Consider the following 25,378-nt stretch of genomic DNA (forward strand, 5'->3'; position numbering starts at 1 on the left):
AAAACCGGGCACTCCCCCACACGCCGGGCACGACGGTCGCCGTCAGACCGACACCCCGACGGGGGGGCGGGCCCACCGCCCGCGGGGGGGGCCGGCGCACCGCCGCCCCCCCCGGCTGCCTGTCGTCGGTGCGGGCGTCAGGGGGCGGTGGGCTCCCGGACGGGCTCGGCCGTGGCGGCGGCCACGGTCTCCCGGTGCAGGGGGACCCGCATGCCGGGCGGTGCGGAAGGGGCGGGCTCGGACCGGGCGACCCTGCGCGGCCGGGGGAGCGGGACCGTCATGGCCACCAGCAGTCCCAGACCGAGCGCGGCGAGCGCGATGACCGCGATCGCGATGCCCGAACTCGTCTGTGACAGCAGCAGCATGGCGAGCGTCGAGCAGATCACGGTGCACGAACCGTAGACGAGCTGTGCCGGGGTCGGACGAGGCATGGCAATCGTGTCCTCGGGAGATGTGGAGGTGAGACGGGGAGCAGGCCTGGCATTTCACCGGCTTCCGGGCGTTCCACCATTCGACTCTATTCGCGTGTGTGCCCGAGTGGAACGACCGGTAAGCGTGACCTAACCCACGGTACCGGTGCACAGGGGGCGCACGGTCGCATGGGTCTCGCCAACTGGACGCATATGCGCGCCGGTTATCCATGTCCGACTCCGGGTCGGAGTGTCCGTAAAGCGAACTTCAGCTCCGCATACTGGAATTGGAGTGTCTGAGTCAAGGTCTGTCTTTTCTCGTAAACCAGTAGTCAAATGACGTCACTTGAATCGACGCGTTGATCGTGCGCGCACGGACCCCCAACCATCACCCGGTCCCCCTTCCGTGCGCGCGGCGCGGGGGAGGAACTCAAGTGACCAGCAGACCCTGGACGTTCAGAGCACTCGCCGTCGGCGTGACGCTCGCGACCGCCTCCGCAGGTTTCGCCACCTTCGCGGTCGCGCAGGCCGCGACCCCGGCGAAGAGCGCCACCGTCGACCGGCACGACCCGTCGGCGAAGCAGGACGAGCACGACCTGGACGGCCCGCTGAGCAAGACCCAGGAGGCCCAGCGGCAGGAGGCCCTCGACCAGGTCATATCCGGCAAGGCCCAGGTCAAGGACCGGGACGGCTCCAAGGTCGTCCAGTTGAAGGGCAGGAAGGGCGGCGGCAAGTACGTCGAGCTCGGCAGGGAGAAGACCGACAAGATCTTCACCATCCTGGTCGAGTTCGGGGACCAGACCGACCCCCGGTACAACGGCACGGCAGGCCCGCTGCACAACCAGATAGCCCAGCCCGACCGCACCAAGGACAACTCCACGGCCTGGCAGGCGGACTACAACCAGCAGCACTTCCAGGACCTCTACTTCGGCACCGGCAAGAACACCGAGTCGCTGAAGAAGTACTACGAGAAGCAGTCCTCGGGCCGCTACTCGGTCGACGGTGAGGTCACCGACTGGGTCAAGGTCCCGTACAACGAGGCCCGTTACGGCAACAACGCCTGCGGCTCCACCACCTGCTCCAGCGTCTGGAACCTGGTGCGCGACGGCCTGAACGCCTGGGTCGCCGACCAGAAGGCGGCCGGCGAGTCCGACGCCGCGATCAAGGCGGACCTCGCCCAGTACGACCAGTGGGACCGCTACGACTACGACGGTGACGGCAACTTCAACGAGCCGGACGGCTACGTCGACCACTTCCAGATCGTGCACGCCGGTGAGGACGAGTCCGCGGGCGGCGGCGCCCAGGGCACCGACGCGATCTGGGCGCACCGCTGGTACGCCTTCGGCACCGACGCCGGCGCCACCGGCCCGGCGGACAACAAGCTCGGCGGCACCCAGGTCGGCAACACCGGAATCTGGGTCGGCGACTACACGATGCAGCCGGAGAACGGCGGCCTCGGCGTCTACGCCCACGAGTACGGCCACGACCTCGGCCTGCCGGACGAGTACGACACCGACGGCGGCGAGAACTCCACCGGTTTCTGGACCCTGATGTCCTCCGGCTCCTGGCTGGGCACCGGCAAGGAGGCCATCGGCGACCTGCCGGGCGACATGAACGCCTGGGACAAGCTGCAGCTGGGCTGGCTGAACTACGACACGGCCAAGGCCGGCACCCGGTCCAGCCACAAGCTGGGCGTCGCCGAGTACAACACGAAGAACAAGCAGGCCCTGGTGGTCTCGCTGCCCGACAAGGCGGTCACGACCACGGTCGTCACCCCCGCCCAGGGCTCGTCCCAGTGGTGGAGCGGCAGCGGCAACGACCTGAAGAACACGCTGACCCGCGACGTCGACCTCACCGGCAAGTCGTCCGCGACGCTCTCGCTGGACGGCTGGTACGACATCGAGGCGAACTACGACTACCTCTACGCCGAGGTGTCCACCGACGGCGGCGCCAACTGGACCGCCCTGGACGGCACCGTGAACGGCGCCGCCATCCCGCGCGACGGCAGCGACAAGCCGGCGCTCACCGGCTCCATCGACGCGTACGCCAAGCTGTCGTACCCGCTGGACGCCTACGCGGGCCAGAAGATCCAGCTCCGTTTCCGCTACCAGACCGACGGCGGGGTGGCCCTGAAGGGCTTCGCGGCCGACGAGATCACCGTGACCGCGGACGGTGCGGCCGTCTTCTCCGACAACGCGGAGTCGGCGGACGCCGCTTGGACCGCGGCCGGCTTCTCCCGGATCGGCGCGTCCTTCACCAAGGACTACGCGCAGTACTACATCGCGGAGAACCGCCAGTACGTGTCGTACGACAAGACCCTCAAGGTCGGCCCGTACAACTTCGGCTTCTCGACGACCCGTCCGGACTGGGTGGAGCACTACCCGTACCAGAACGGCCTGTTGATCTGGAAGTGGGACACCTCCGAGGCGGACAACAACACGCACACGGGCGACGGCGGTCACCCGGGCACCGGTCTGATCCTCCCGGTCGACTCCCACCCGGCGCCGCTGAAGTGGTCCGACGGCACGCTGATGCGCAACCGCGTCCAGGCCTACGACTCGCCGTTCAGCCTCTACTCGACCGACGGCATCACGCTGCACAAGGCGGACGTCGCGACGACGATCAAGGGGTCGCGCGGGGTGCCGGTCTTCGACGACCACGCCGGCACGTACTACGACCCGTCGAACCCGACCGCCGGTGTCAAGATCACTGACACCAACACCAAGATCAAGATCGTCAAGGAGGCGCGAGACGGCTCCACGATCTCCCTCCAGGTCGGTCCCGCGGTGAAGTAGTTCCTGTTTCCGCAGGTCAGACGCGTATCGGCGGCAACCCCTTGGCGGGTCGCCGCCGATCGTGTTTAGGTGCGTCCTGTGACTTTCTTATTGACACCGACGCACACGGGGGTGTGACCGCATGACCGCAGGAGGGTTCTGCAAGCTGCCGAACGGCACGGTGGTGGTGGCGCTGAACCTGCCCAGTCCGACCACCGCGGACAGCTCGTCCGCCGTCCGCGTCCTGGTCCACGCCCAGAACCGCGCCCGAGCCCTGACCAGGCTCCGCAACCTCGGCATGCGGGCGGTCTACCTGCGGGGCAACGCCGCCCCGCCGACCCCGGACGAGATCACGGCCGTCCTCCACCACCCGGACGGCCTCATATGGCGAACGACCCCTGACAACGGTGTCACCCCCCTGGAACTCTGGAGACCGATCAGATCCCTGCTCCAAAGATCAGCAGCAGCCTGACCAGTACTTTTCATCGCCGGTCAGAACGGCTGACTCAGGGGCGCTGGGGTACCCCCGGCCGAAGGCTGGGGGAGGAACTGCGCGACCAGCCTCCACCGGCCCGCACATGACCACCGCCCGCCCGGCTCCGCCAAACCCGGCGGAGCTCACACCACCGGCTTGCCGGTCAGCTCCACGCCCGCCTGGCGGAGCTCCTCCAGGGCCCGCTGGGTGGTCGCCTCGGCCACCCCCGCCGTGAGGTCCAGCAGCACCTGGGTGCGGAAGCCCGCCTTCGCGGCGTCCAGGGCGGTGGCCCGCACGCAGTGGTCCGTCGCTATGCCCACCACGTCCACCTCGTCGATCTTGCGGGCGCGCAACCACTCCGCGAGGCCCACCCCGTTCTCGTCGACCCCCTCGAACCCGCTGTACGCCGCCGCATACTCCCCCTTGCTGAACACCGCGTCCACGGCCCCGGAGGCGACCGCGGGGGCGAAGTTCGGATGGAAGCCCACCCCCTCGGTGCCGGCGACGCAGTGCGCCGGCCAGCTGCGGACGTAGTCCGGGTTGTCGGCGAAGTGGCCGCCCGGCGCGATGTGGTGGTCGCGGGTCGCCACCACGTGGCGGTACCCGGCCGGCGCCTGACCGATCAGCTCCGTGATCGCGGCGGCCACGTCGGCACCCCCGGCCACGGCGAGACTGCCCCCCTCGCAGAAGTCGTTCTGCACATCGACGACGATCAAGGCGCGGCGCATGGTGGGTGCCCTTCGGATTCGGTATCGGCTGGTGTCGAGGGGGGAGACGCAGAATGAAGGCGTGCGGGTCCGGCCTGAACCTCCGAGCGTAGAGAGTTACGGAGGCGTAGGGGAGGGGGCTTCGCGGGGCGCGTACGCGGGCACTCGCTCTAGCTACCCGAGCGCCCCTGGACGTACTCCGTCGGAATGACCGGTTCCCCCCGGGAGAGCTGGGTCGCGGAGAGGGGCAGATTGGCCTTGGCCGCCGCATGGCGTGCGCGGGGCGCGTCCAGGGGCTCGCGTGCCACCACGTCGCCGGACTTCACCAGTTCGACCAGGAGCTGCCGTTCGGCCAGGTCCGCCGGGACCTCCCCGGTGCCCACGACCTCGGCCTCCGCCACCCCGTCGGCGTCCAGCCGCCGCGCCGCCCACTTGCGCCCGCCCACGGAGGTCTTGCCGCCCGACGACTTCTTCGCCACCGCCACCAGCCGTGCCTTCGGTTCGGCGGACTCGGCGCGGGCGACCAGCTTGTAGACCATGGAGCAGGTGGGGTGCCCGGAGCCGGTCACCAGCTGGGTGCCCACGCCGTAGGCGTCCACCGGCGCGGCGGCCAGCGAGGCGATGGCGTACTCGTCCAGGTCGGAGGTCACGACGATCTTCGTGTCGACCGCGCCCAGCTCGTCCAGCTGCTGGCGCACCCGGTGGGCGACCAGCAGCAGGTCGCCGGAGTCGATGCGCACGGCGCCCAGCTCGGGCCCGGCGACCTCCACGGCCGCCCGGACCGCCTCGGCGACGTCGTAGGTGTCGACCAGCAGGGTGGTGCCCCGGCCGAGCGAGTCGACCTGGGCCCGGAAGGCGTCCCGCTCGTGGTCGTGGAGGAGGGTGAAGGCGTGCGCGGAGGTGCCGACGGTGGGGATGCCGTAGCGGAAGCCGGCCGCCAGGTCGGAGGTGGTCGCGAAACCGCCGACGTAGGCCGCGCGGGAGGCGGCGACGGCGGCCAGTTCGTGGGTGCGGCGGGCACCCATCTCGATCAGCGGGCGGTCCCCGGCGGCCGAGGACATGCGGGAGGCGGCGGCTGCGATCGCCGAGTCGTGGTTGAGGATGGAGAGGATCACGGTCTCCAGGAGCACGCACTCCCCGAAGGACCCCTCCACCCGCATGACCGGCGAGCCCGGGAAGTAGACCTCGCCCTCGGGGTAGCCCCAGATGTCACCGCTGAAGCGGTAGCCGGCGAGCCACTGGAGGGTCGGGCCGTCGACGATGCCGCGCTCCTCCAGGAAGCGGAGCACGTCCGCGTCGAACCGGAAGTTCTCGACCGCGTCCAGGACCCGTCCGGTGCCCGCCAGCACGCCGTAGCGGCGCCCTTCCGGCAGCCTCCGGGTGAAGACCTCGAAGACGCTGTGCCGCTCGGCCGTCCCCGCCTTGAGGGCGGCCTGCAACATCGTCAGCTCGTACTGGTCGGTGAAGAGCGCCGTCGACGGAACATCCACCGGCAGCCCCAGGTCCGCAATGTTCATGACCGAGACTGTACCCCCATTTCGTCAGTGTGACGATTTTTCTCCGGCGTGGCAGCATGGGCCATGTGACGTCACCTGCTCCCGTAGAGATCGAACGCACCGAGTCGGCGGAGGAGACCTTCGCCGTACCCGAGCCCGACGTCCCGTGGATCACGCTCGTGCACAACGACCCCGTCAACCTCATGAGCTATGTGACGTACGTCTTCCAGACGTACTTCGGCTATCCCAAGGAAAAGGCCACCAAGCTCATGCTGGACGTCCACCACAAGGGCCGGGCCGTCGTCTCCAGCGGCACCCGTGAGGAGATGGAACGCGACGTGCAGGCGATGCACGGCTACGGCCTGTGGGCCACCCTCCAGCAGGACCGGAAGTAGCGCCGGAAAGCAGCCAGCGGTCGGCGGCCCCGGAGAGCAGTCCCGGAGGGCGCGGCCGGACTCCTCGACCAGGACCGGAAGCAGCGAACCTTCTCCATGCCAGGAACCTTCGAACCGCTCCCCGGCGGCGGCGCGGCCGTCGCCCTCGACGACGTCGAGATCTCCATCATCCGGTCGCTGGCCGTCCAGCTCCTGGAGCTCATCGGCCCGGGACCGGCCGAGGACGCGCCCGACGACCCGCTCGCCGAACTGTTCGCCGAGGGGCCCAGCGAGGCCCCCGCCGACCCGGTGCTGCGCCGGCTCTTCCCGGACGCCTACGGCGACCCGGAGCGGCTCCCTCAGTCGCCCGAGGAGGCCGCGGAGCAGCAGGCCCACTCCGCCGAGTTCCGCCGCTACACCGAGAACGACCTGCGCGCGCGCAAGCGGGAGAGCGCCCTCGCGGTGATCCGCTCCCTGGACGCGCTCGCCCCGGCGGAGGAGGGCGTCGCGGTCCTGGAGCTGGCCCCGGGGGAGTCCCGGGAGTGGCTCGGCGCCCTCAACGACCTGCGCCTCGCGATCGGCTCCCGGCTGGACATCACCGACGAGGACGACACCGACCTGCTCTACCGGCTCCCCGACGAGGACCCGCGCAAGCCGATGGTGATGGCGTACCTGTGGCTCGGCGGCCTCCAGGAGACCCTGGTCGCCACTCTGATGCCGTAAGGGTCATCCCCTATGTCATAGAAGATCCGGGTTCCGTGTTCGCTCAGAGGACGCTCAAATCCGGATAACGATCCCGTCACCGTTGCGGCCTGTTATGACCTTTTCGGACGCAGTTTGTCCGCTTCTTCCAGTGGTGTGCGCCACAACCCCTTTCGGCTGGACCCGGTGATCAATGTTGCGGCCGTGATAAATCTTCACGACCGCCCGGCGAACACCACCCATGTGTCGTCCGGGTGCGCCACCGAACCGGCGACCGCCGGTCAGGCACCGCTCCATCAATCCGGGGGGATCGAAACCGGTCCGAGGCCGACCAGAGGCCCGGTTCGGCATGGAGAAAGGCGCACACCACACATGACCTCCGCTCAGGTCGACACGTCGCAGAAGGGCTCCGGAGCCTCCGGGGCCGGCGAAGCCCCAGAGGAGGGGTACGAGCGCGGGCTCGGCAGCCGCCAGGTCCAGATGATCGCGATCGGCGGCGCCATCGGCGTCGGACTCTTCCTGGGTGCCGGGGCGAACATCGCCAAGGCCGGGCCCAGCCTGATCCTCATGTACGCCCTCGCCGGCGGCATCATCTTCTTCATCATGCGGGCGCTCGGCGAACTGCTGCTCTACCGCCCGGTCTCCGGCTCCTTCGCCGAGTACTCCCGGGAGTTCCTCGGCCCGTTCTTCGGCTACTTCACCGGCTGGACGTACTGGCTGATGTGGGTCGTCACCGGCATGGCCGAACTGACGGCCGCCGCGATCTACGTCCACTACTGGTTCCCGGCCATCCCCCAGTGGGTGACGGCCCTGGTGTTCCTGGTGGTCCTCTTCGGGGTGAACCTGATCTCCGTGAAGGTGTTCGGAGAGCTGGAGTTCTGGTTCTCCATGGTCAAGGTGACCGCCCTGATCGGCATGATCGTGATCGGCCTCGGCGTCCTCACCTTCGGCTTCAGCTCCGCGGGCGACACCGCGTCGGTCGCGAACCTCTACCAGTTCGACGGCTTCTTCCCCAAGGGCGTCGGCTCCTCCCTGATGACCCTCCAGGGCGTCATGTTCGCCTACCTCGCGGTCGAGCTGGTCGGCGTCACCGCCGGTGAGTCGGAGAACCCCGAGAAGACCCTCCCCAAGGCGATCAACACCCTGCCCTGGCGCATCGCCCTCTTCTACGTCGGCGCGCTCACGGTGATCCTCTGCGTCGTGAAGTGGACCGAGTTCGCCCCGGGCGTCTCCCCGTTCGTCGCCGCCTTCGCGAAGATCGGCATCCCGGCCGGCGCCGGCATCGTCAACTTCGTCGTCCTGACCGCCGCGCTGTCCTCCTGCAACTCCGGCATGTACTCCACCGGCCGCATGCTGCGGAACCTGGCCGACAGCGGCGAGGCCCCCGCCGTCTTCAAGAAGCTCTCCGCGTCCAAGACCCCGGCGTTCGGCGTCACCGTCTCGGTCCTCTTCATGGGCATCGGCGTGGTCCTCAACTACGTCGTCCCGGAGAAGGCCTTCGGCTACGTCACCTCCGTGGCCACCGCGGCCGGCATCTGGACCTGGCTGATGATCCTGGTCAGCCACGTGCTCTACCGCCGCGCGGTCGACGCGGGCCGCCTGCCGGCGTCCTCCTTCCCGGCGCCGGGCGGCGCCGTGTGCAGCTGGATCGCCATCGCCTTCCTGCTCTTCGTGACCTGCCTGATCGCGTACGACGCCGACTCCCGGATCTGCCTGTACGTGATGGCCGGCTGGGCCGCCGCGCTCGGTGCCGGCTGGCTCGTCCTGAAGAACCGCAACCCCGAGGTCACCGAGCGGCGCGAGCAGTCGTCACCGGCGAAGGTGAGCTGACCCCCTCCTCCGGACGTCCGCCTCGGGGAGCACTCGTGGCGCTCCCCGCGGCAGCCGCTCAGGATGTCCGGCATCCGGGCCGCCCCGTACCACCCATCGGTACGGGGCGGCCCTTCTGCTTATCCTGGCGACCATGCTGACCATCACCCAGGCCCTCGTCGACCAGATCGTCGCCCACGCGCGCAAGGACCACCCCGACGAGGCGTGCGGCGTCGTCGCGGGACCGGCGGGTTCGGACCGCCCCGAGCGCTTCGTCCCGATGCTGAACGCGGCGATGTCGCCCACGTTCTACGAGTTCGACTCCGGGGACCTGCTGAAGCTGTACCGCGAGATGGACGACCGCGACGAGGAGCCGGTGGTGATCTACCACTCCCACACGGCGACCGAGGCGTACCCGTCCCGGACGGACATCTCGTACGCGAACGAGCCCGGCGCCCACTACGTCCTCGTCTCCACCGCCGACACCGACGGCCTCGGCGACTTCCAGTTCCGCTCGTACCGCATCGTGGACGGCGAGGTCACCGAGGAAGAGGTCACGATCGTCGAGGCGTACTGAGGCGGTGCCGGGTCGGCCGGTGGTCACCTGCGGGCCGGTGGGGGCCGGTCGCGCAGTTCCTCCCCCAGCCTTCGGCCGGGGGCACCCCCAGCGCCCCTTCACGTCGGCCACCTCCTGTCTGTCTCAAAGTGCGGTCATAATTCGTCCGTCATGCGGAATCACACTCCAGGACCCCGGCCGGGAATCGATACGATGACCCCATGGTTTCCTACGACGTGAGCGAGAAGGCGCCGGGCAGCATGCTCGTGGCGCGGCTGCACGTCGACCTGTGCAGGCTGAACAGCGCCATCTGTTGACGTTTCCCTGCCGCCGTACGGCCGTGAGCCGCGGCGCCCCGCTGCGTGCCCACCCACCCAGACTTTCCGACAGGAGCCCGCGACCATGGCCATCGAGGTCCGCATCCCGACCATCCTCCGCCAGTACACCGACGGCCAGAAGGCGGTGGAGGGCAGCGGTGAGACCCTCGCCGACCTCTTCAACGACCTCGAGACCCGCCACGCCGGAATCCACGCCCGCATCGTGGACGACGGCAAGCTGCGTCGCTTCGTGAACGTGTACCTGAACGACGAGGACGTCCGTTTCGTCGACGGCATCAACACCAAGCTCTCCGACGGCGACACCGTGACGATCCTGCCGGCCGTCGCCGGCGGCATGGCCTGAGATCGGCATGCGCTACGACTCCCCGTTGGCCGCGGTCGGCAACACCCCCCTGGTGCGCCTGCCGCGGCTCTCGCCGTCCCCCGAGGTCCGGATCTGGGCCAAGCTGGAGGACCGCAACCCGACCGGCTCGGTCAAGGACCGCCCGGCCCTGCACATGATCGAGCAGGCCGAGAAGGACGGCCGGCTCACTCCGGGCTGCACCATCCTGGAGCCGACCTCCGGCAACACCGGCATCTCCCTCGCCATGGCCGCCAAGCTCAAGGGCTACCGGATGGTCTGCGTGATGCCCGAGAACACCTCGCAGGAGCGCCGTGACCTGCTGGGGATGTGGGGTGCGGAGATCATCTCCAGCCCGGCGGCCGGCGGCTCGAACACCGCCGTGCGGGTGGCCAAGGAGCTGTCCGCCGAGCACCCGGACTGGGTGATGCTCTACCAGTACGGCAACCCCGACAACGCCGGCGCGCACTACGCGACGACCGGCCCCGAGATCCTCGCCGACCTGCCCTCCGTCACGCACTTCGTGGCCGGGCTCGGCACGACGGGCACGCTGATGGGCGTCGGCCGCTACCTGCGCGAGCACAAGCCGGACGTGCGGATCGTCGCCGCGGAGCCGCGGTACGACGACCTCGTGTACGGACTGAGGAACCTCGACGAGGGCTTCGTACCCGAGCTGTACGACGCCTCCGTGCTCACCACCCGCTACTCGGTCGGCTCGGCGGACGCCGTGACCCGGACCCGGGACCTGCTCCAGCAGGAGGGCATCTTCGCGGGCATCTCCACCGGCGCCGCGCTGCACGCCGCGATCGGCGTCGGGAAGAAGGCCCTGCAGGCCGGGGAGAGCGCGGACATCGTGTTCGTCGTCGCCGACGGCGGCTGGAAGTACCTGTCGACCGGCGTCTACACCGCCGCCACGACCGAGGAAGCCATCGAGACCCTCCAGGGTCAGCTCTGGGCATAGCGCTCATCATGGACGCGTCAACCCCCTCTCATGAGGGGGCCAACGCCCCCTACGCCGCAGTAAAGATCTTCGCGCGGAGGAACCGTCCGCGGCGCAACCCCGTTAGGTTCTGCTCCGTCCTGTCATGCCACGCTCATCGGCATCCCAGGGTGTTCGAAGTGTCATGCTCATGACTGCGCGCACTCTGCCGCCGCTACGCGCGTCACGGGCCTGCCTTGTAACCCCACCGATGGAGGCAGTACCCCCATGCGTGAATCACGACGGAGCGTGCGAAGACTCATCGCCTTCGCCTTCCCCGCCCTCGCCCTGGCCGTCTCCGGTTTCGTCGCGGCCCCTGCCGCGCAGGCACAGGCGACCGCCCGGACCTCGGGCACCTCCCAGAGCCCCCGGGTCACCCAGAACGCCAAGGCCCTCACCGACCCCGCCCGGCAGGCCGTGCACAGCACCGGCAAGGCCGGCCAGAAGGTGCCCACCGAGCATCTGTGCGCCACCGTCACCAAGCCCGGTGAGGTCAACTGCTTCGCGCAGCGCCGCACCGACATCAAACAGCGGCTGGCCTCCGCGCTCGCCGCGGCCCCCTCCGGCCTGAGCCCCACCAACCTGCACAGCGCCTACAACCTGCCCTCCACGGGCGGTTCCGGCCTGACCGTCGCCGTGGTCGACGCCTACAACGACCCCAACGCGGCCTCGGACCTGGCCACTTACCGCTCCACGTACGGCCTGTCCGCGTGCACCGTCGCCAACGGCTGTTTCAAGCAGGTCAGTCAGACCGGTTCGACGACCTCGCTGCCGACGAACGACTCCGGCTGGGCCGGTGAGGAAGCGCTCGACATCGACATGGTCAGCGCGGTCTGCCCGAACTGCAACATCGACCTCGTCGAGGCGAACTCCGCCACCGACGCCGACCTCGGCGCCGCCGAGAACGAGGCCGTCGCGCTCGGCGCCAAGTTCGTCTCCAACAGCTGGGGCGGCTCCGAGTCCTCCGCGCAGACCAGCGAGGACACCTCGTACTTCAAGCACCCGGGTGTCGCCATCACCGTCTCCGCGGGCGACTCCGCCTACGGCGCCGAGTACCCGGCGACCTCCCAGTACGTGACCGCCGTCGGCGGCACCGCCCTGTCCACCTCGTCCAACTCCCGCGGCTGGACCGAGTCGGTCTGGAAGACCAGCTCCACCGAGGGCACCGGCTCCGGCTGCTCCGCCTACGACGCGAAGCCGAGCTGGCAGACCGACACCGGCTGCACCAAGCGCATGGAGGCCGACGTCTCCGCGGTCGCCGACCCGGCCACCGGCGTGGCGGTCTACGACACCTACGGCGGCTCCGGCTGGGCCGTCTACGGCGGCACCAGCGCCTCGTCGCCGATCATCGCGGGCGTCTACGCCCTCGCGGGCACCCCGGGCTCCGGCGACTACCCGGCGAAGTACCCGTACAGCCACACGAGCAACCTGTACGACGTGACCAGCGGCAACAACGGCTCCTGCTCCCCGGCGTACTTCTGCACCGCCGGGACCGGCTACGACGGCCCGACCGGCTGGGGCACCCCGAACGGCACCGCCGCCTTCACCGCCGGCACCGGCAGCGGCGGCAACACGGTGACCGTCACCAACCCGGGCAGCCAGTCCACCGCCACCGGCTCCGCGGTGAGCCTGCAGATCTCCGCCACCGACAGCGGCGGCGCCTCCCTCACCTACAGTGCCGGCGGCCTGCCGACCGGCCTGTCCATCTCCAGCTCCACCGGCCTGATCTCCGGCACGGCGTCCACCGCGGGCACCTACAGCACCACCGTCACCGCGACCGACTCCACCGGCGCCTCCGGTTCGGCCTCCTTCACCTGGACCGTCAGCACCAGCGGCGGCGGCACCTGCACCTCGTCCCAGCTGCTGGGCAACGCCGGCTTCGAGTCGGGCAACACCACCTGGACCGCGTCCAGCGGGGTCATCACCAACGACAGCGGCGAGGCGGCCCACTCGGGCTCGTACAAGGCCTGGCTCGACGGCTACGGCTCCTCGCACACCGACACGCTGTCCCAGTCGGTGACGATCCCGGCCGGCTGCACCCACACCACGTTCACCTTCTACCTGCACGTCGACACCGCCGAGACCACCACCAGCAGCCAGTACGACAAGCTGACGGTCAGCGCCGGTTCGACCACCCTGGCCACGTACTCCAACCTGAACGCGGCCTCCGGGTACGTGCAGAAGTCCTTCAGCCTCGGGTCCTACGCGGGCTCGACCGTCACCCTGAAGTTCAGCGGTGTCGAGGACTCCTCGCTCCAGACCAGCTTCGTCGTCGACGACACCGCCGTGACGACCGGCTGACAAGTGCGTTGATCTGACCGGATCCCGCCCCCGGAAGCCGTCCGGGTGCGGGATCCGTATGACCGGGGGATACGTCACATCGGCACCAAGGGTCCGTTCCCCGACGGAAAGGCGGACACCCCATGCGCCGTACGACGTTCCACCGCGCGTCGCTCGCCGCGACGACCCTGCTCCTGCTGGCGGGCTGCGGCTCCCAGAGCGGGGGCGGCGACCAGGGCGGCGGCGCGGTGTCTCCCGCGCCGACCGCGAGCCCCAGCGCGACCCCCACCGCCGGCACCACCCCGAGCCCGACCGCGACCCCGAGCGCGCCCCCGAGTTCCGGCACCGGCGCCGGCGGCTCGTCCGGCGGCTGCACGCCCCTGACCTCCGAGCTCACCGCCGCCGACAGCGGCCGCACCTACTGCCTGGCCGAGGGCGGCACCCTCCGGATCACCCTGACCGGCACCGCGCAGCGCCCCTGGACGAAGATCGCCGCCGGCGGCGACACCGGTGCCCTCAAGCCGGTGAACTACGGGATCATGCTCCGTGGCGGTGACGCCGGAGCCGCCTACCAGGCCGTCGCCGCGGGCACGGTCACCCTCACCTCCAGCCGCCCGCTGTGCGCGCAGCCCACCGCGCCCGGCCGGGTCTCCTGCAAGGCCGTCCAGGGGTGGCGCGTCACCGTCCGGGTGAAGTGAGGCTCACCAGTGAGGCTCACCCGGCCAGGTGCCGCACCTGGTCCCACAGCACCGGGTCCACCACGCCCACCCGGCGCCGGAAGTCCCACACCGCGAGCTCGCGCAGCTCGTCCGTCTCCAGGAAGCTCGGCCGGCCCTGGGCGTCCCCGACCGAGCCCGGCGGCAACGGGATCACCCCGGCGCGCTCGTCGTGGTACTTGCTGGTGATCTTGGCGACGGTGGCCCGGTTGCCACGCACCGCCAGCACCAGGCACGGCCGGTCCTTGGCGCCGGGAGCGTCCTCGTAGGGCACGTTGGCCCACCAGATGTCGCCCGGATGGGGCCGCCCGGCCCTGTCCCGGGTGTCCCGCGGATGCCCCGGCGGGCGCGTGCGGTGTCCACGCGGACGGTGCCCCCTGCCCCAGCCGTCGACGAGGGTGGCGACCAGCGCGAGCAGGACCACCGCCGCGAGCGCGAGCCACCATGACGTGTCCATACGACGACGTTACCGGCGCGAGATAATCGACGCGCGCCCTTACGCGATCCTGATGCGCCCCCGGTCCAGCCGAACCGGTGACAGCACAGGTGAGTTCGCACACAACGGCCCCTGGCGGAGGAGCGACCGGCCCTTTTGCGCCTTACGCTCGACAAACCGCACGACCCCCGCCCACCCCACTTTCCCGACTCCAGTTCCCGGTCCGTCCGGGCGTCCCGCCAACGGAGGTTTCTGCTTCATGAAGCTCACCGTCGTCGGCTGCTCGGGGTCGTTCCCGTCCGCGGAATCGGCCTGCTCGAGCTACCTCGTAGAGGCCGACGGCTTCCGGCTGCTCCTCGACATGGGCAACGGCGCCCTGGGCGAGCTGCAGCGCCACTGCGGTCTCTACGACCTCGACGCGATCTTCCTGAGCCATCTGCACGCCGACCACTGCATCGACATGTGCGCCTACTTCGTGGCGCGCTACTACCGCCACGACGGCGGCCCGTGCCCCCCGATCCCGGTCTACGGCCCCGAGGGCACCGAACACCGGCTCACCACGGCCTACGCCGACACCCCCACCGCCTCCTCGATGAGCGAGGTCTTCGACTTCCACACGGTCAAGCCGTCCACGTTCGACGTCGGCCCCTTCACCGTCCACACCGAGCGGGTCAGGCACCCCGTGGAGGCGTACGGCATCCGCGTCGAGCACGCCGGGAAGTCCCTGACCTACTCGGGCGACACCGGCGTCACCGAGACGCTGGAGGAGCTGGCCCGGGACACCGACCTGTTCCTGTGCGAGGCCGCGTTCACGCACGGCAAGGAGGACATCCCCGACCTGCACCTCAACGGCCGCGAGGCCGGCGAGACCGCCGCCCGTGCCGGTGCCCGCAAGCTGGTCCTCACCCACATCCCGCCGTGGACCGACCCCGCCGTCAACCTCGCCGACGCCCGCGAGGTCTTCGACGGCCCGGTGGAACTCGCGGCGCCGAGAGCGACGTACGAGATCTGACGCGCGGACGGCGTTCAGGGCCGTGCACGAGAAGGCCCCCGCCGCGGCGGGGGCCTTCGTCATGAGTGCTGCCGGACTCACGCCTTCGTGAGGTCCTCGACCTCCTCCTCGGGCTCGCGGCCCGGGGTGGGGAGGTTGAACCGGACGATGGCGAACCGGAAGACGAAGTAGTAGACCGCTCCGAAGACCAGGCCGATCGGGATGATCAGCCAGGGCTTGGTCGCGAGGTTCCAGTTGAGCGCGTAGTCGATCACACCCGCGGAGAAGGTGAAGCCCGCGTGCACCCCGAGCGCCCAGGTGATCGCCATGGACAGGGCGGTCAGCACCGCGTGGATCACGTACAGCAGCGGCGCGATGAACATGAAGGTGAACTCGATCGGCTCGGTCACACCGGTCACGAAGGAGGTCAGCGCCATCGACAGCATCATGCCCATGACGGCGGCGCGGCGCTCCGGGCGGGCGGTGTGCGCGATGGCCAGGGCGGCGGCCGGCAGGCCGAACATCATGATGGGGAAGAAGCCGGACATGAACTGACCGGCCGTCGGGTCACCGGCGAAGAAGCGGGTCAGGTCGCCGTGGACGACCACACCGGCGGAGTTCTTGAAGTCGCCGATCTGGAACCAGGAGACGGTGTTCACGAACTGGTGCATGCCGACCGGGATCAGCGCGCGGTTGATCAGGCCGAACAGACCGGCACCGAAGGCGCCGAGGCCCGTGATCCACTTGCCGAAGTCGGAGATGCCGTTGCCGATCGGCTCCCAGATCAGGCCGAAGAAGACGCCCATGAGGGTGCCGACGAAGGCCATGATGATCGGGACCAGCCGGCGGCCGTTGAAGAAGCCGAGCCAGTCCACCAGCTTGGTGCGGTGGAACCGCTGCCAGACCACCGCGCCCAGCAGACCCATCACCAGGCCGCCCAGCACACCGGGGTTGTTGTAGGTGGCGGCTATGTCCGCGCCCGCCTGGACCTTCGCCTCGGTGACCGGGAACGCCTTCAGGACGTTGCTGTAGACCAGGAAGCCGACCAGGGCCGCCAGCGCGGTCGAGCCGTCCGACTTCTTCGCGAAACCGATCGCGACACCGATGCAGAACAGCATCGGGAGGTTGTCGAAGATCGCGCCACCCGCCGTGGCGAACACCGCCGTGACCTTGTCCGGCAGGTGCAGCTTGTCGTGGATGTCCTGCTGTCCGAAGCGGAGCAGCAGACCGGCTGCCGGGAGCACGGCGATCGGCAGCTGGAGGCTGCGGCCGACCTTCTGCAGGCCTTGGAACAGCCCGGATCCCCGCTTCTTCGCGGGGGCCGCCGTGGGCGCGGTGGCGGTGCTCATAGACTTCCTCCATCGGTGATGGTCTACACCACTCAGTGGTGTAGACCTGTTGTACACGATGGGGCCGTTATAAGGAACCCGTCAATCCCCTCGTCCCCTCAGGCCTTCGTGACGTCCTCCACCTCGTCCTCCGGCTCCCTGCCTGGCGTCCTCAGGTCGAACCGTGTGATCGCGAATCGGAAGAGCACGTAGTAGACCGCCGCGAAGCACAGGCCGATCGGCACGATCAGCCAGGGCTTCGTCGCCAGCCGCCAGTTGATGACGTAGTCGATCAGCCCCGCCGAGAAACCGAACCCGTCGTGCACCCCCAGCCCCCACGTCACCGCCATCGACACCCCGGTCAGCACCGCGTGCGCCACGTACAGCAGCGGCGCGATGAACATGAACGAGTACTCGAGCGGCTCGGTGATGCCGGTGACGAACGACGTCAGCGCCACCGACAGCATCAGGCCGCCGATCTCCTTGCGCCGGTGCGGCTTCGCGCAGTGCGTGATGGCGAGCGCGGCCGCCGGCAGCGCGAACATCATGATCGGGAAGAACCCCGACGTGAACTGACCCGCCTGCGGATCACCCGCCAGGAACATGTTGATGTCCCCGTGCACCGTCCGCCCCTCCGGCGTGGTGTAACTGCCGAACTGGAACCACAGCGGCACGTTCAGGAACTGGTGCAGCCCCACCACCAGCAGCGCCCGGTTCGCGAGCCCGAACACCCCCGCGCCCCACACCCCCACCCCGTGCAGCCAGCGACTGAAGCTCTCCAGACCGCTCCCGACCGGCGGCCAGACCCACAGGCACAGCGCGGCGAACCCCATGGCCACGAACGACATGATGATCGGAACCAGCCGCCGCCCGTTGAAGAACCCCAGCCAGTCCACCAGCCTCGTCCGGTGGTACCGGGCCCAGAAGAAGGCGGTCAGCAGCCCCAGCGCGATCCCGCCGAAGACCCCCGGATTCTGGAACGTGAACGTCGACACCGTCCCGTCGCTCACCTGGCACCCGATCCCCGGCACTGTCCTCGACCCACCCGGACAGGACTGCGGGAACTGGTGCAGCACCCCGTAGTAGACGAGGAACCCCGCCACCGCCGCCAACGCCGTCGAACCGTCCGCCTTCTTCGCCATCCCGATCGCGACCCCGACACAGAACAGCAGCGGCAGCCCGACCGAACCGTCGAGCAGCGCCCCGCCCGCCCCCTGCATCACCTTGGACACGCTCGTCCAGCCAAGCCCCTGGTCCCCGAAGACGTCGGGCTGCCCCAACCGGTTCAGGATGCCCGCCGCCGGCAGCACCGCGATCGGCAGCTGAAGGCTCCGCCCCATCTTCTGCAACCCCTGGAACAGGACGTGCCACCGCTCCCGCGCGGGACCGGCCGTGCTGTCGGCGCTCTGGGCACTCATGGCGCGTCCTCCGGACCGGTCGGCTCCACCGCAGGGGTTTGGCGCCCGCCCGCCCGCTGGTGTAGACCAGTCGGCAGACGGTTCCGCCGCGGTGCTCGCCATCATTCGGTACCCACGGCACGACCGCTCGCAAAGATGGGCCAACTGTGGGTTACTGCGACAAAGCGGTTCGGATCAGGGAGAAGCAACATGGCCAGCAAGGCTGAGAAGATCGTCGCCGGTCTCGGCGGAATCGACAACATCGACGAGATCGAGGGCTGCATCACCCGGCTGCGCACCGAGGTGCACGACGCCTCCAAGGTCGACGAGGCCGCCCTGAAGGCCGCCGGCGCCCACGGCGTCGTCAAGATGGGCACCGCCATCCAGGTCGTCATCGGCACCGACGCCGACCCGATCGCCGCCGAGATCGAGGACATGATGTGACACCCTGATCCACCCCGAAGGGGCTCCTCCCGCCTGGGGAGGAGCCCCTTCGGCCGCTATGGATAGGCTCGTCGCCATGTCACGCATCGACGGCCGCACCCCCGAACAACTCCGCCCCGTCACCATCGAACGCGGCTGGAGCAAGCACGCCGAAGGCTCCGTCCTCGTCTCCTTCGGCGACACCAAGGTCTTCTGCACCGCCTCCGTCACCGAAGGCGTCCCCCGCTGGCGCAAGGGCAGCGGCGAGGGCTGGGTCACCGCGGAGTACTCCATGCTGCCCCGCGCCACCAACACCCGCGGCGACCGCGAGTCCGTCAAGGGCAAGATCGGCGGCCGCACCCACGAGATCTCCCGCCTCATCGGCCGCTCCCTGCGCGCCGTCATCGACTACAAGGCCCTCGGCGAGAACACCATCGTCCTCGACTGCGACGTCCTCCAGGCCGACGGCGGCACCCGCACCGCCGCCATCACCGGCGCGTACGTGGCCCTGGCCGACGCCGTCACCTGGGCGAAGGGACGCAAGCTCGTCAAGGCCGGCCGGCAGCCCCTCACCGGCACGGTCTCGGCGGTCTCCGTCGGCATCGTCGGCTCGGTCCCGCTCCTCGACCTCTGCTACGAGGAGGACGTCAGGGCCGAGACCGACATGAACGTCGTCTGCACCGGCGACGGCCGCTTCGTCGAGGTCCAGGGCACCGCCGAGGCCGAGCCCTTCGCCCGCGACGAACTCAACGCCCTGCTCGACCTCGCCGTCGCCGGCTGCACCGACCTCGCCGCCATCCAGCGGGCCGCCCTCGAATCCGCCACCGCGGACCGGTGAGCGGACAGTAAAGGGAACCAAAAACACCACGGCAACCAGGGCGGCCGACCCCGCGTCCCTATGACTACGGGCGCACGGTCCGAACAACCGTGCGCCCGGCCAGCCGTCAACGGGGAGGGGAACACTTTCATGGCCGCCAGCCGACGCCGAGGCCGTCGCACCACCGCCATCGCCGCCGCAGCCGCGACCACCGCACTCGCCGCCGCCCTGCTCACCGGCTGCGGCACCGTCGACAAGGCCCTGGACTGCGTCCAGACCGCCGACTCCATCGCCGACGGCGTCACCGGCCTCCAGCAGGCCGTCGAGAACGCCGCGGACGACCCCACCCGCACCGACGCCTCCCTCGACGCCATCCAGCGGAACCTGAAGAAGATCGGCGACAGGACGGACGACACCGACGTCAACAAGGCCGTCGACGACCTCCAACGGGCCGTGGACAACGTCCGCGCGGCGATCAGGAAGGGCGACTCCACTCCCGACGTCACCCCGGTCACCGACGCCGCCGGCGAACTCACGAAGGTCTGCACGCCGTAACCGGTCACCGGGGCACTTGGGATACTGCCACCCATGACCACCACGCCCCGCCTGATCCTCGCCACCCGCAACGCCGGAAAGATCACCGAGCTGCACTCGATCCTCGCCGAGGCGGGACTGCCCCACGAACTGGTGGGCGCCGACGCGTACCCCGACATCCCCGACGTCCGGGAGACGGGCGTCACCTTCGCCGAGAACGCCCTCCTCAAGGCCCACGCCCTCGCCCAGGCCACCGGCCTCCCGGCCGTCGCCGACGACTCCGGCCTCTGCGTCGACGTCCTGCACGGCGCGCCCGGCATCTTCTCCGCCCGCTGGGCCGGCCGGCACGGCGACGACAAGGCCAACCTCGACCTGCTCCTGGCCCAGCTCTCCGACATCGCCGAGGAACACCGGGGCGCCCACTTCGCCTGCGCGGCGGCCCTGGCCCTCCCGGACGGCACGGAACGCGTGGTCGAGGGCCAACTCCGCGGCACCCTCCGCCACACCCCGACCGGCACGAACGGCTTCGGCTACGACCCGATCCTCCAGCCGGACGGCGAGACCCGAACCTGCGCCGAACTGAGCCCCGAAGAGAAAAACGCGATCAGCCACCGGGGGAAGGCGTTCAGGGCTCTGGTCCCGGTGGTGCGAGAGTTGTTGGGCTGATCGGCGGTAAGCAAACGGCCTGCGCATCATCCCTTCGATTCGCAGGCCGTTCGTGTGCGGCGGAAGGGATTCGAACCCTCAAGCCCGCTAAGGGCCACAGGACCTAAACCTGCTGCGTCGCCGTTGCGCCACCGCCGCCAGCGCCAGCCATCGTACCGGGAGTTGTCCGCCGCTGTTTGCCTCCCCTGCCCAGGTGCTGGGTACGGCGTACCGAGTCGGTTACCGGACAGTCACGCCTGGAAGTGAACGGCTCGCATCAGGTCGGTACCGATGCGAGCCGTCGGGGCAGGGGGAGGGGTCAGATGCCCAGATCCTTGATGATCTTGGCTACGTGGCCGGTGGCGCGGACGTTGTAGAGGGCCTTCTCCACCTTGCCCTGCTCGTCCACGATGATCGTGGAGCGGATGACGCCCATGTACGTCTTGCCGTAGTTCTTCTTCTCGCCGAAGGCGCCGTACGCGTCCAGGACCTTCTTGTCGGGGTCGGCGAGGAGGGTGACCTTGAGGTTCTCCTTCTCGCGGAACTTGCCGAGCTTCTCCGGGGCGTCGGGGGAGATGCCGAGGACGTCGTAGCCGGCGTCGGCGAGGAGGGAGAGGTTGTCCGTGAAGTCGCAGGCCTGCTTGGTGCAGCCTGGGGTGAGGGCCGCGGGGTAGAAGTAGACGATGACCTTGCGGCCCTTGTGGGCGGAGAGGGACACCTCGTGACCGTCGGCGTCGGGGAGGGTGAAGTCGGGGGCTACGTCCCCGGGCTGGAGTCGCTCGCTCATCGCTCTAGGGTAACGGGGGGTCCTGACATGGCGGCCGGGGCGAGAACTGACAGACTGTCCAGAACATGCAGTACCGCAGAGTTCGGAGGGCCTACGGTGGCGGAGACGTCGGACACCAGAACCCCGGCGCAGATCGAGGCGGACATCAAGCGCCGCCGCGAGGTGCTGGCCGAGACGCTGGACGAGATCGGGGTGCGGGTGCACCCGAAGACCATCGTCGGCGACGCGAAGGCCAAGGTCGCGGCCAACGTCGATCACACCCTCGGGAGGGCCTATGTCCAGGTCAACCGGGTCGTGAGCGATGTGAAGGCCCAGTTCGTGGACGAGGAGGGCGCGCCGCGCCTGGAGCGGGTCGTGCCGGTCGCCCTCGTCGCCGTGGGCGTGGTCGGGCTGCTGGTCCTCAGCGGCACCCGGCGGCGTAAGAGCTGACCAGAGGCAGGTAGGTTCACAGGCGTGAGCGCCAAGAGAGACGAGCAGAGCAGCCAGCACGACAAGCTGCCCATCCGGATGCTGCACGACCGGGTCCTGGTCAAGCAGGAGACCGGGGAGGGCGAGCGCCGCTCGGGCGGGGGCATCCTGATCCCCGCCACGGCGGCGGTCGGGCGTCGGCTGGCCTGGGCCGAGGTGGTCGCGGTCGGTCAGAACGTGCGGACGGTGGAGCCCGGCGACCGGGTGCTGTACGACCCGGAGGACCGTGCCGAGGTCGAGGTGCGGGGCGTGGCCTACGTGCTGATGCGGGAGCGCGATCTGCACGCCGTGGCCGCCGACCGGTTCGAGGGTTCGGAGGACTCGACCGGCCTGTATCTCTGATGCAGAGCCCGAAGAGGCCTGGTGACCGCGGTCACCAGGCCTCTTCGTCGTTCCCTTGCCCGGCGCCGGGATCGTCGCCGGCATGCTGCTGGTCGCCGTGGTGGGGCTCAAGGCGACCAGCGGTCGCTGACCGGACCGGCGGGCGGCTACCCGAATCCGGGGCCGCCGCCGTTGTCGCCGGCCGTGGTCCCCGTCGACGTCCCGCCGTTCCCGGGTCCGGCTGAGGTGCCCGTACTGGTGCCGTCGGTGGTGGTCCCGGCGGAGGTCCCGGAGTCGGTGCCGGAGGTCGTCGTACCGGTACTGGTGCCGGAGGTGGTCGTACCGCCGTCGGTCGTGCCGGAGGTGGGGGAGCCGCCCGTCGTGCCGCCGTCGGTGGTGCCGCCGGTGTTCTGGCCGCCGGTGGTGCCGCCGTTGTCCTGGCCACCGGTACCCGGGGTGGCCGGGCCACCGGTGCCCGGGGTGGCCGGGCTGCCGGTGCCCGGGGTGGCCGGGCCGCGGGTGGCGGGTGCCTGGGTCTCGGCGCCCGCCTGGAGGTCGAGGTCGAAGGCGAAGGGCGCGGTGCCCTTGAGGGCGTTCTTGGTGTACTGCGACCAGATCTCGGTGGGGACGCCGCCGCCGTTGATCCGGGCGAGGCCGAGCGCGCCGTAGAGCGGCTTGTGGGCGGCCGTGACCGGGTCCTGGCCCATCACGGAGACGACGGTCGCGAGGTCGGGGGTGTAGCCCGCGAACCAGGCGGCGGTGTCCTCCTCCGCGGTGCCGGTCTTGCCCGCGGCGGGCCGGCCGGCGGCCTGGGCGGCGGTGGCGGTGCCGTTGTCGACGACGCTCTGCAGGATCGACGTGGTGGTGTCGGCCGCCTGGCGGCTGACCGCCTGGACGGTCTTGGACTTGGGCAGCTGGATGGTCTGCGTGCCGTCCTTGGTGATCTTCGCGACCATCGTGTACGTGCCGTGCTTGCCGTGGTTGGCGAGCGTGGCGTAGGCCTCCGCCATGTCCAGGACGCTGGCGGTGGCGGTGCCGAGCGCGATGGACGGGTACGGCTGGAGGTCCTTGGTGTCGGCGGGGATGCCCAGGTCGACGGCGGTCTGCTTGACCTTGGACGGGCCGACGTCTACGGCCATCTGCGCGTACACCGAGTTCACGGACAGGTCGGTGGCCTTGCGGACGGTGATCTGTCCGTACGACTTCTCGTCCTCGTTCTCCGGTGCGTAGGCGCCGCCGGACCAGCCCTGGACGGTGCGCTTGTTGGTGCCGTCGTAGTAGGTGTTCGGGGTGATGGTCTGCCCGGACTGGGTGGTGGAGCCGTTGTCGACGGCGGAGGCGAACACGAACGGCTTGAAGGTGGAGCCGACCTGGAAGTCACCGCGGGTCGCGCCGTTGGTGTACTGCTTCACGTAGTCGATGCCGCCGTACATGGCGACGACGTTGCCGGTCTTCGGGTCGACGGAGGCGCCGCCCGCGCGGACGTAGGCGTCGACCTTGTTGTTCTTCTTGTCCAGCTGGGAGATCAGCTTGTCGTTCACCGCCTTCACGAAGGCGTTCTGCTTGTCCTTCTCCAGGGTGGTCGTGATGCGGTAGCCGCCGGCCTCCAGGGAGTCCGAGTCGATGATCTTGTTCTTGATCAGGTAGTCGTTGACGGCGTTGACGACGTAGCCGCGCTGCCCGGACATGCCGGTGGAGACGGTCTGCTCCTTGGGCATCGGGAACTTCATGGCGGCCCGCTTCGTCTCGCTGAGCCAGCCCTTCTTGACCATGCCGTCCAGGACGTAGTTCCAGCGGGCGATGGCCGCGGCCTTGTTCTCGGGGTGGGCGACGACGTCGTACTCGCTGGGCGCGTTGACGAGCGCGGCGAGGTAGGCGGCGCGGGCCGGGTCGAGGTCGGCGGCGTCCTTGCCGTAGTAGGCCTGGGCAGCGGCCTGGATGCCGTAGGCGTTGCGGCCGAAGTAGCTGGTGTTGAGGTAGCCCTCCAGGATCTGGTCCTTGGGCTCGCTGCGGTCCAGCTTGATCGCGACGAACACCTCCTTCACCTTGCGGGTGACGGTCTGCTCCTGCGCGAGGTAGTAGTTCTTCACGTACTGCTGGGTGATCGTCGAGCCGGACTGGGTGCCCTTGCCGGTCGCGGTGTTCCAGGCGGCGCGCAGCATCGCCTTGGGGTCGACGGCGGACTCGGTGTAGAAGTCGCGGTCCTCGGCGGCGAGCACGGCGTGCTGGGCGTCCTTGGAGACCTGGGCGAGGGTGACGTTCTCCCGGTTGACCTCGCCGTCACGGGCGAGCTGGGAGCCGTCGGCGTACAGGTACACGTTGGACTGCTTGGTGGCGAACGCGTTGGCCGCGGGGATCTTCACCATCGAGTAGCCGAGGAAGAACAGGCCGATCAGCAGGAGCGCCCCGAGCACGAACGTGCCGAGCAGCATCCGCCAGGTGGGGATGATCCGGCGCCATCCGGTGCGCTTGGTCCGCTTCATCTTCTTCCCGCCCCCCTTCGTCTCCGCGTCGGCCGCGGGCGGCTCCGCCCCGGACGCCGCGACCGCCGCGGGTGCCGCGGGCGGGGTGGGGGCCTGTGCCTTCGGCACCCTGATCGCCGCGAGCTGCCGCGTCTGCGTGTCCTCGGCCGGCGCGCCCCGCTGCGCGGGCGGCTTCCGCACGGCGGTGAGCTGCTGCGTGTGCGCGTCCTGAACGCCCCCGGACACCCCGACCGCCCGCGCCCCCGGCTGCGCCGCGGCGCCGGGCGCCTGAGGTCCCTGGCCGCCGGCGGCGGCTGCCTGCGCGCCCTGGCCTCCTGCGGCGGGTGCCTGCGCGCCCTGGCCTCCGGCGGCGGCTGCCTGCCGCTTCGGTGCCCCGGGGGCGCCGGGTGCCTGTGCCCCCGGCTGTGCTGCGGCGGCGGGTGCTTGTGCCCCCGGCTGTGCTGCGGTGCCGGGTGCTTGTGGCCCCTTGGCTCCTCCGGCGGTTGCCTGCGCGTCCTGGCCGTCGGCGGCGGCTGCCTGCCGCTTCGGCATCCCGGATGCGCCGGACGTCGGTGCCCCCGGCTGGGTTCGCGCGCCGGACGCCTGTGGCCGCGCCTGGTTTCCCGCGGCGGCTGCCCGTGCCCCGGACTGCCCTCCGGCGGCTGCCTGCGCGTCCTGGCCGTCGGCGACGGCTGCCTGCCGCTTCGGCATCCCGGACGCGCCGGACGTCGGTGCCCCCGGCTGGGTTCGCGCGCCGGACGCCTGTGGCCGCGCCTGGTTTCCCGCGGCGGCTGCCCGTGCCCCGGACTGCCC

At 70.0% G+C, this 25,378-nt stretch carries 26 protein-coding genes and 1 tRNA gene; 18 read left to right on the forward strand and 9 right to left on the reverse strand.

The annotated features are described in order from the left end of the window. Window positions 1-137 precede the first annotated feature (137 nt). Complete coding sequence (locus ACZ3KP_RS34880) at window positions 138-431, reverse strand: hypothetical protein (RefSeq protein WP_467504487.1); 294 nt, start codon at window positions 429-431, stop codon at window positions 138-140. A gap of 413 nt (window positions 432-844) precedes the next feature. Between ACZ3KP_RS34880 and ACZ3KP_RS34885 the strand changes: the two genes are divergently transcribed. Both ACZ3KP_RS34885 and ACZ3KP_RS34890 read left to right on the forward strand, forming a co-directional pair. Then, on the forward strand, window positions 845-3,205 hold the full coding sequence (locus tag ACZ3KP_RS34885; RefSeq protein WP_467504489.1) for an immune inhibitor A domain-containing protein: 2,361 nt from the start codon (window positions 845-847) through the stop codon (window positions 3,203-3,205). A 121-nt stretch (window positions 3,206-3,326) separates the two neighbouring features. Continuing rightward, on the forward strand, window positions 3,327-3,656 hold the full coding sequence (locus ACZ3KP_RS34890; protein WP_467504491.1) for a hypothetical protein: 330 nt from the start codon (window positions 3,327-3,329) through the stop codon (window positions 3,654-3,656). Window positions 3,657-3,802: 146 nt separating this feature from the next. On the opposite strand, the gene ACZ3KP_RS34895 is transcribed toward ACZ3KP_RS34890, so the two are convergent. Both ACZ3KP_RS34895 and ACZ3KP_RS34900 read right to left on the reverse strand, forming a co-directional pair. Next, window positions 3,803-4,387 (reverse strand): isochorismatase family protein, encoded by a 585-nt coding sequence (locus tag ACZ3KP_RS34895; RefSeq protein WP_358983381.1) that lies wholly within the window; start codon window positions 4,385-4,387, stop codon window positions 3,803-3,805. Between the two features lie 149 nt (window positions 4,388-4,536). Continuing rightward, the gene (locus tag ACZ3KP_RS34900; RefSeq protein ID WP_467504494.1) at window positions 4,537-5,883 is read right to left on the reverse strand and encodes a nicotinate phosphoribosyltransferase; all 1,347 of its coding nucleotides are present in this window, start codon (window positions 5,881-5,883) and stop codon (window positions 4,537-4,539) included. Between the two features lie 56 nt (window positions 5,884-5,939). Here ACZ3KP_RS34900 and clpS point away from each other — a divergent pair, with 56 nt between their 5' ends. The 9 genes from clpS to ACZ3KP_RS34945 all read left to right on the forward strand — a co-directional run bounded on the left by clpS (window position 5,940) and on the right by ACZ3KP_RS34945 (window position 13,938). After that, entirely contained in the window at window positions 5,940-6,257 is a 318-nt protein-coding gene (gene clpS / locus ACZ3KP_RS34905; protein ID WP_467504496.1) for an ATP-dependent Clp protease adapter ClpS, read from the forward strand. Window positions 6,258-6,353: 96 nt separating this feature from the next. Next, complete coding sequence (locus tag ACZ3KP_RS34910; RefSeq protein ID WP_467504497.1) at window positions 6,354-6,959, forward strand: DUF2017 domain-containing protein; 606 nt, start codon at window positions 6,354-6,356, stop codon at window positions 6,957-6,959. A 351-nt stretch (window positions 6,960-7,310) separates the two neighbouring features. After that, window positions 7,311-8,768 (forward strand): amino acid permease, encoded by a 1,458-nt coding sequence (locus ACZ3KP_RS34915; RefSeq protein ID WP_358983375.1) that lies wholly within the window; start codon window positions 7,311-7,313, stop codon window positions 8,766-8,768. Window positions 8,769-8,901: 133 nt separating this feature from the next. Next, a complete protein-coding gene (locus tag ACZ3KP_RS34920) occupies window positions 8,902-9,324 on the forward strand; it encodes a M67 family metallopeptidase (protein WP_358983373.1) in 423 nt (140 codons plus the stop codon). Between the two features lie 200 nt (window positions 9,325-9,524). Further along, entirely contained in the window at window positions 9,525-9,620 is a 96-nt protein-coding gene (locus ACZ3KP_RS34925) for a putative leader peptide (RefSeq protein WP_360513238.1), read from the forward strand. An 85-nt stretch (window positions 9,621-9,705) separates the two neighbouring features. Continuing rightward, window positions 9,706-9,984 carry a MoaD/ThiS family protein gene (locus ACZ3KP_RS34930; RefSeq protein WP_358983369.1) on the forward strand — a complete coding sequence of 93 codons (279 nt, stop codon included), beginning with the start codon at window positions 9,706-9,708 and terminating at the stop codon, window positions 9,982-9,984. A 7-nt stretch (window positions 9,985-9,991) separates the two neighbouring features. Next, complete coding sequence (locus ACZ3KP_RS34935) at window positions 9,992-10,942, forward strand: PLP-dependent cysteine synthase family protein (protein ID WP_467504501.1); 951 nt, start codon at window positions 9,992-9,994, stop codon at window positions 10,940-10,942. Window positions 10,943-11,188: 246 nt separating this feature from the next. After that, window positions 11,189-13,261, forward strand: coding sequence for a putative Ig domain-containing protein (locus ACZ3KP_RS34940; protein ID WP_467504503.1), 2,073 nt, complete (start codon window positions 11,189-11,191; stop codon window positions 13,259-13,261). A 122-nt stretch (window positions 13,262-13,383) separates the two neighbouring features. Further along, complete coding sequence (locus ACZ3KP_RS34945) at window positions 13,384-13,938, forward strand: hypothetical protein (RefSeq protein ID WP_467504505.1); 555 nt, start codon at window positions 13,384-13,386, stop codon at window positions 13,936-13,938. Between the two features lie 16 nt (window positions 13,939-13,954). Here ACZ3KP_RS34945 and ACZ3KP_RS34950 read toward each other — a convergent pair whose 3' ends face one another. Then, on the reverse strand, window positions 13,955-14,413 hold the full coding sequence (locus tag ACZ3KP_RS34950; protein ID WP_467504507.1) for a type II toxin-antitoxin system PemK/MazF family toxin: 459 nt from the start codon (window positions 14,411-14,413) through the stop codon (window positions 13,955-13,957). 238 nt (window positions 14,414-14,651) lie between these two features. On the opposite strand from ACZ3KP_RS34950, the gene ACZ3KP_RS34955 reads away from it, so the two are divergent. Next, complete coding sequence (locus tag ACZ3KP_RS34955) at window positions 14,652-15,404, forward strand: MBL fold metallo-hydrolase (RefSeq protein WP_366892900.1); 753 nt, start codon at window positions 14,652-14,654, stop codon at window positions 15,402-15,404. A 77-nt stretch (window positions 15,405-15,481) separates the two neighbouring features. Here ACZ3KP_RS34955 and ACZ3KP_RS34960 read toward each other — a convergent pair whose 3' ends face one another. Together ACZ3KP_RS34960 and ACZ3KP_RS34965 are read right to left on the reverse strand one after the other, a co-directional pair. Further along, complete coding sequence (locus ACZ3KP_RS34960) at window positions 15,482-16,732, reverse strand: PTS transporter subunit EIIC (protein WP_358983359.1); 1,251 nt, start codon at window positions 16,730-16,732, stop codon at window positions 15,482-15,484. A 98-nt stretch (window positions 16,733-16,830) separates the two neighbouring features. Beyond that, window positions 16,831-18,129, reverse strand: a complete 1,299-nt coding sequence (locus ACZ3KP_RS34965; RefSeq protein ID WP_467504509.1) for a PTS transporter subunit EIIC — start codon at window positions 18,127-18,129, stop codon at window positions 16,831-16,833. Between the two features lie 189 nt (window positions 18,130-18,318). Between ACZ3KP_RS34965 and ACZ3KP_RS34970 the strand changes: the two genes are divergently transcribed. The 4 genes from ACZ3KP_RS34970 (at window position 18,319) to rdgB (ending at window position 20,548) form a co-directional block, all read left to right on the forward strand. Then, window positions 18,319-18,552, forward strand: coding sequence for a PTS sugar transporter subunit IIB (locus ACZ3KP_RS34970; protein WP_071383815.1), 234 nt, complete (start codon window positions 18,319-18,321; stop codon window positions 18,550-18,552). 76 nt (window positions 18,553-18,628) lie between these two features. Then, window positions 18,629-19,369: a ribonuclease PH gene (gene rph, locus ACZ3KP_RS34975; protein ID WP_467504511.1), complete on the forward strand. Its 741-nt coding sequence runs from the start codon at window positions 18,629-18,631 to the stop codon at window positions 19,367-19,369. A 129-nt stretch (window positions 19,370-19,498) separates the two neighbouring features. Next, entirely contained in the window at window positions 19,499-19,903 is a 405-nt protein-coding gene (locus tag ACZ3KP_RS34980) for a hypothetical protein (RefSeq protein ID WP_467504513.1), read from the forward strand. A gap of 33 nt (window positions 19,904-19,936) precedes the next feature. Next, window positions 19,937-20,548, forward strand: a complete 612-nt coding sequence (rdgB, locus tag ACZ3KP_RS34985; RefSeq protein WP_467504515.1) for an RdgB/HAM1 family non-canonical purine NTP pyrophosphatase — start codon at window positions 19,937-19,939, stop codon at window positions 20,546-20,548. A 55-nt stretch (window positions 20,549-20,603) separates the two neighbouring features. Here rdgB and ACZ3KP_RS34990 read toward each other — a convergent pair. Both ACZ3KP_RS34990 and bcp read right to left on the reverse strand, forming a co-directional pair. After that, window positions 20,604-20,686 (reverse strand) — tRNA-Leu (locus ACZ3KP_RS34990). 160 nt (window positions 20,687-20,846) lie between these two features. After that, on the reverse strand, window positions 20,847-21,314 hold the full coding sequence (gene bcp, locus ACZ3KP_RS34995; RefSeq protein WP_132890577.1) for a thioredoxin-dependent thiol peroxidase: 468 nt from the start codon (window positions 21,312-21,314) through the stop codon (window positions 20,847-20,849). A 96-nt stretch (window positions 21,315-21,410) separates the two neighbouring features. On the opposite strand from bcp, the gene ACZ3KP_RS35000 reads away from it, so the two are divergent. After that, the gene (locus ACZ3KP_RS35000; protein ID WP_132890578.1) at window positions 21,411-21,743 is read left to right on the forward strand and encodes a DUF3618 domain-containing protein; all 333 of its coding nucleotides are present in this window, start codon (window positions 21,411-21,413) and stop codon (window positions 21,741-21,743) included. A 24-nt stretch (window positions 21,744-21,767) separates the two neighbouring features. Continuing rightward, the gene (locus ACZ3KP_RS35005) at window positions 21,768-22,124 is read left to right on the forward strand and encodes a GroES family chaperonin (protein ID WP_093502483.1); all 357 of its coding nucleotides are present in this window, start codon (window positions 21,768-21,770) and stop codon (window positions 22,122-22,124) included. Window positions 22,125-22,270: 146 nt separating this feature from the next. Here the strand turns inward: ACZ3KP_RS35005 and ACZ3KP_RS35010 are convergent, their stop codons facing one another. Then, complete coding sequence (locus tag ACZ3KP_RS35010; RefSeq protein WP_467504540.1) at window positions 22,271-24,586, reverse strand: transglycosylase domain-containing protein; 2,316 nt, start codon at window positions 24,584-24,586, stop codon at window positions 22,271-22,273. Between the last annotated feature and the right edge of the window lie 792 nt (window positions 24,587-25,378).

Source organism: Streptomyces sp. NPDC020958, from assembly GCF_055562175.1.

What these genes read in the sequence shown, in the direction of transcription:
- ACZ3KP_RS34880 (WP_467504487.1), bottom strand. Translation starts at nt 431, where the DNA reads ATGCCTCGTCCGACCCCGGCACAGCTCGTCTACGGTTCGTGCACCGTG.
- ACZ3KP_RS34890 (WP_467504491.1), top strand. Translation starts at nt 3,327, where the DNA reads ATGACCGCAGGAGGGTTCTGCAAGCTGCCGAACGGCACGGTGGTGGTG.
- ACZ3KP_RS34895 (WP_358983381.1), bottom strand. Translation starts at nt 4,387, where the DNA reads ATGCGCCGCGCCTTGATCGTCGTCGATGTGCAGAACGACTTCTGCGAG.
- ACZ3KP_RS34900 (WP_467504494.1), bottom strand. Translation starts at nt 5,883, where the DNA reads ATGAACATTGCGGACCTGGGGCTGCCGGTGGATGTTCCGTCGACGGCG.
- clpS (WP_467504496.1), top strand. Translation starts at nt 5,940, where the DNA reads ATGGGCCATGTGACGTCACCTGCTCCCGTAGAGATCGAACGCACCGAG.
- ACZ3KP_RS34910 (WP_467504497.1), top strand. Translation starts at nt 6,354, where the DNA reads ATGCCAGGAACCTTCGAACCGCTCCCCGGCGGCGGCGCGGCCGTCGCC.
- ACZ3KP_RS34915 (WP_358983375.1), top strand. Translation starts at nt 7,311, where the DNA reads ATGACCTCCGCTCAGGTCGACACGTCGCAGAAGGGCTCCGGAGCCTCC.
- ACZ3KP_RS34920 (WP_358983373.1), top strand. Translation starts at nt 8,902, where the DNA reads ATGCTGACCATCACCCAGGCCCTCGTCGACCAGATCGTCGCCCACGCG.
- ACZ3KP_RS34925 (WP_360513238.1), top strand. Translation starts at nt 9,525, where the DNA reads ATGGTTTCCTACGACGTGAGCGAGAAGGCGCCGGGCAGCATGCTCGTG.
- ACZ3KP_RS34930 (WP_358983369.1), top strand. Translation starts at nt 9,706, where the DNA reads ATGGCCATCGAGGTCCGCATCCCGACCATCCTCCGCCAGTACACCGAC.
- ACZ3KP_RS34935 (WP_467504501.1), top strand. Translation starts at nt 9,992, where the DNA reads ATGCGCTACGACTCCCCGTTGGCCGCGGTCGGCAACACCCCCCTGGTG.
- ACZ3KP_RS34940 (WP_467504503.1), top strand. Translation starts at nt 11,189, where the DNA reads ATGCGTGAATCACGACGGAGCGTGCGAAGACTCATCGCCTTCGCCTTC.
- ACZ3KP_RS34945 (WP_467504505.1), top strand. Translation starts at nt 13,384, where the DNA reads ATGCGCCGTACGACGTTCCACCGCGCGTCGCTCGCCGCGACGACCCTG.
- ACZ3KP_RS34950 (WP_467504507.1), bottom strand. Translation starts at nt 14,413, where the DNA reads ATGGACACGTCATGGTGGCTCGCGCTCGCGGCGGTGGTCCTGCTCGCG.
- ACZ3KP_RS34955 (WP_366892900.1), top strand. Translation starts at nt 14,652, where the DNA reads ATGAAGCTCACCGTCGTCGGCTGCTCGGGGTCGTTCCCGTCCGCGGAA.
- ACZ3KP_RS34960 (WP_358983359.1), bottom strand. Translation starts at nt 16,732, where the DNA reads ATGAGCACCGCCACCGCGCCCACGGCGGCCCCCGCGAAGAAGCGGGGA.
- ACZ3KP_RS34965 (WP_467504509.1), bottom strand. Translation starts at nt 18,129, where the DNA reads ATGAGTGCCCAGAGCGCCGACAGCACGGCCGGTCCCGCGCGGGAGCGG.
- ACZ3KP_RS34970 (WP_071383815.1), top strand. Translation starts at nt 18,319, where the DNA reads ATGGCCAGCAAGGCTGAGAAGATCGTCGCCGGTCTCGGCGGAATCGAC.
- rph (WP_467504511.1), top strand. Translation starts at nt 18,629, where the DNA reads ATGTCACGCATCGACGGCCGCACCCCCGAACAACTCCGCCCCGTCACC.
- ACZ3KP_RS34980 (WP_467504513.1), top strand. Translation starts at nt 19,499, where the DNA reads ATGGCCGCCAGCCGACGCCGAGGCCGTCGCACCACCGCCATCGCCGCC.
- rdgB (WP_467504515.1), top strand. Translation starts at nt 19,937, where the DNA reads ATGACCACCACGCCCCGCCTGATCCTCGCCACCCGCAACGCCGGAAAG.
- bcp (WP_132890577.1), bottom strand. Translation starts at nt 21,314, where the DNA reads ATGAGCGAGCGACTCCAGCCCGGGGACGTAGCCCCCGACTTCACCCTC.
- ACZ3KP_RS35010 (WP_467504540.1), bottom strand. Translation starts at nt 24,586, where the DNA reads ATGAAGCGGACCAAGCGCACCGGATGGCGCCGGATCATCCCCACCTGG.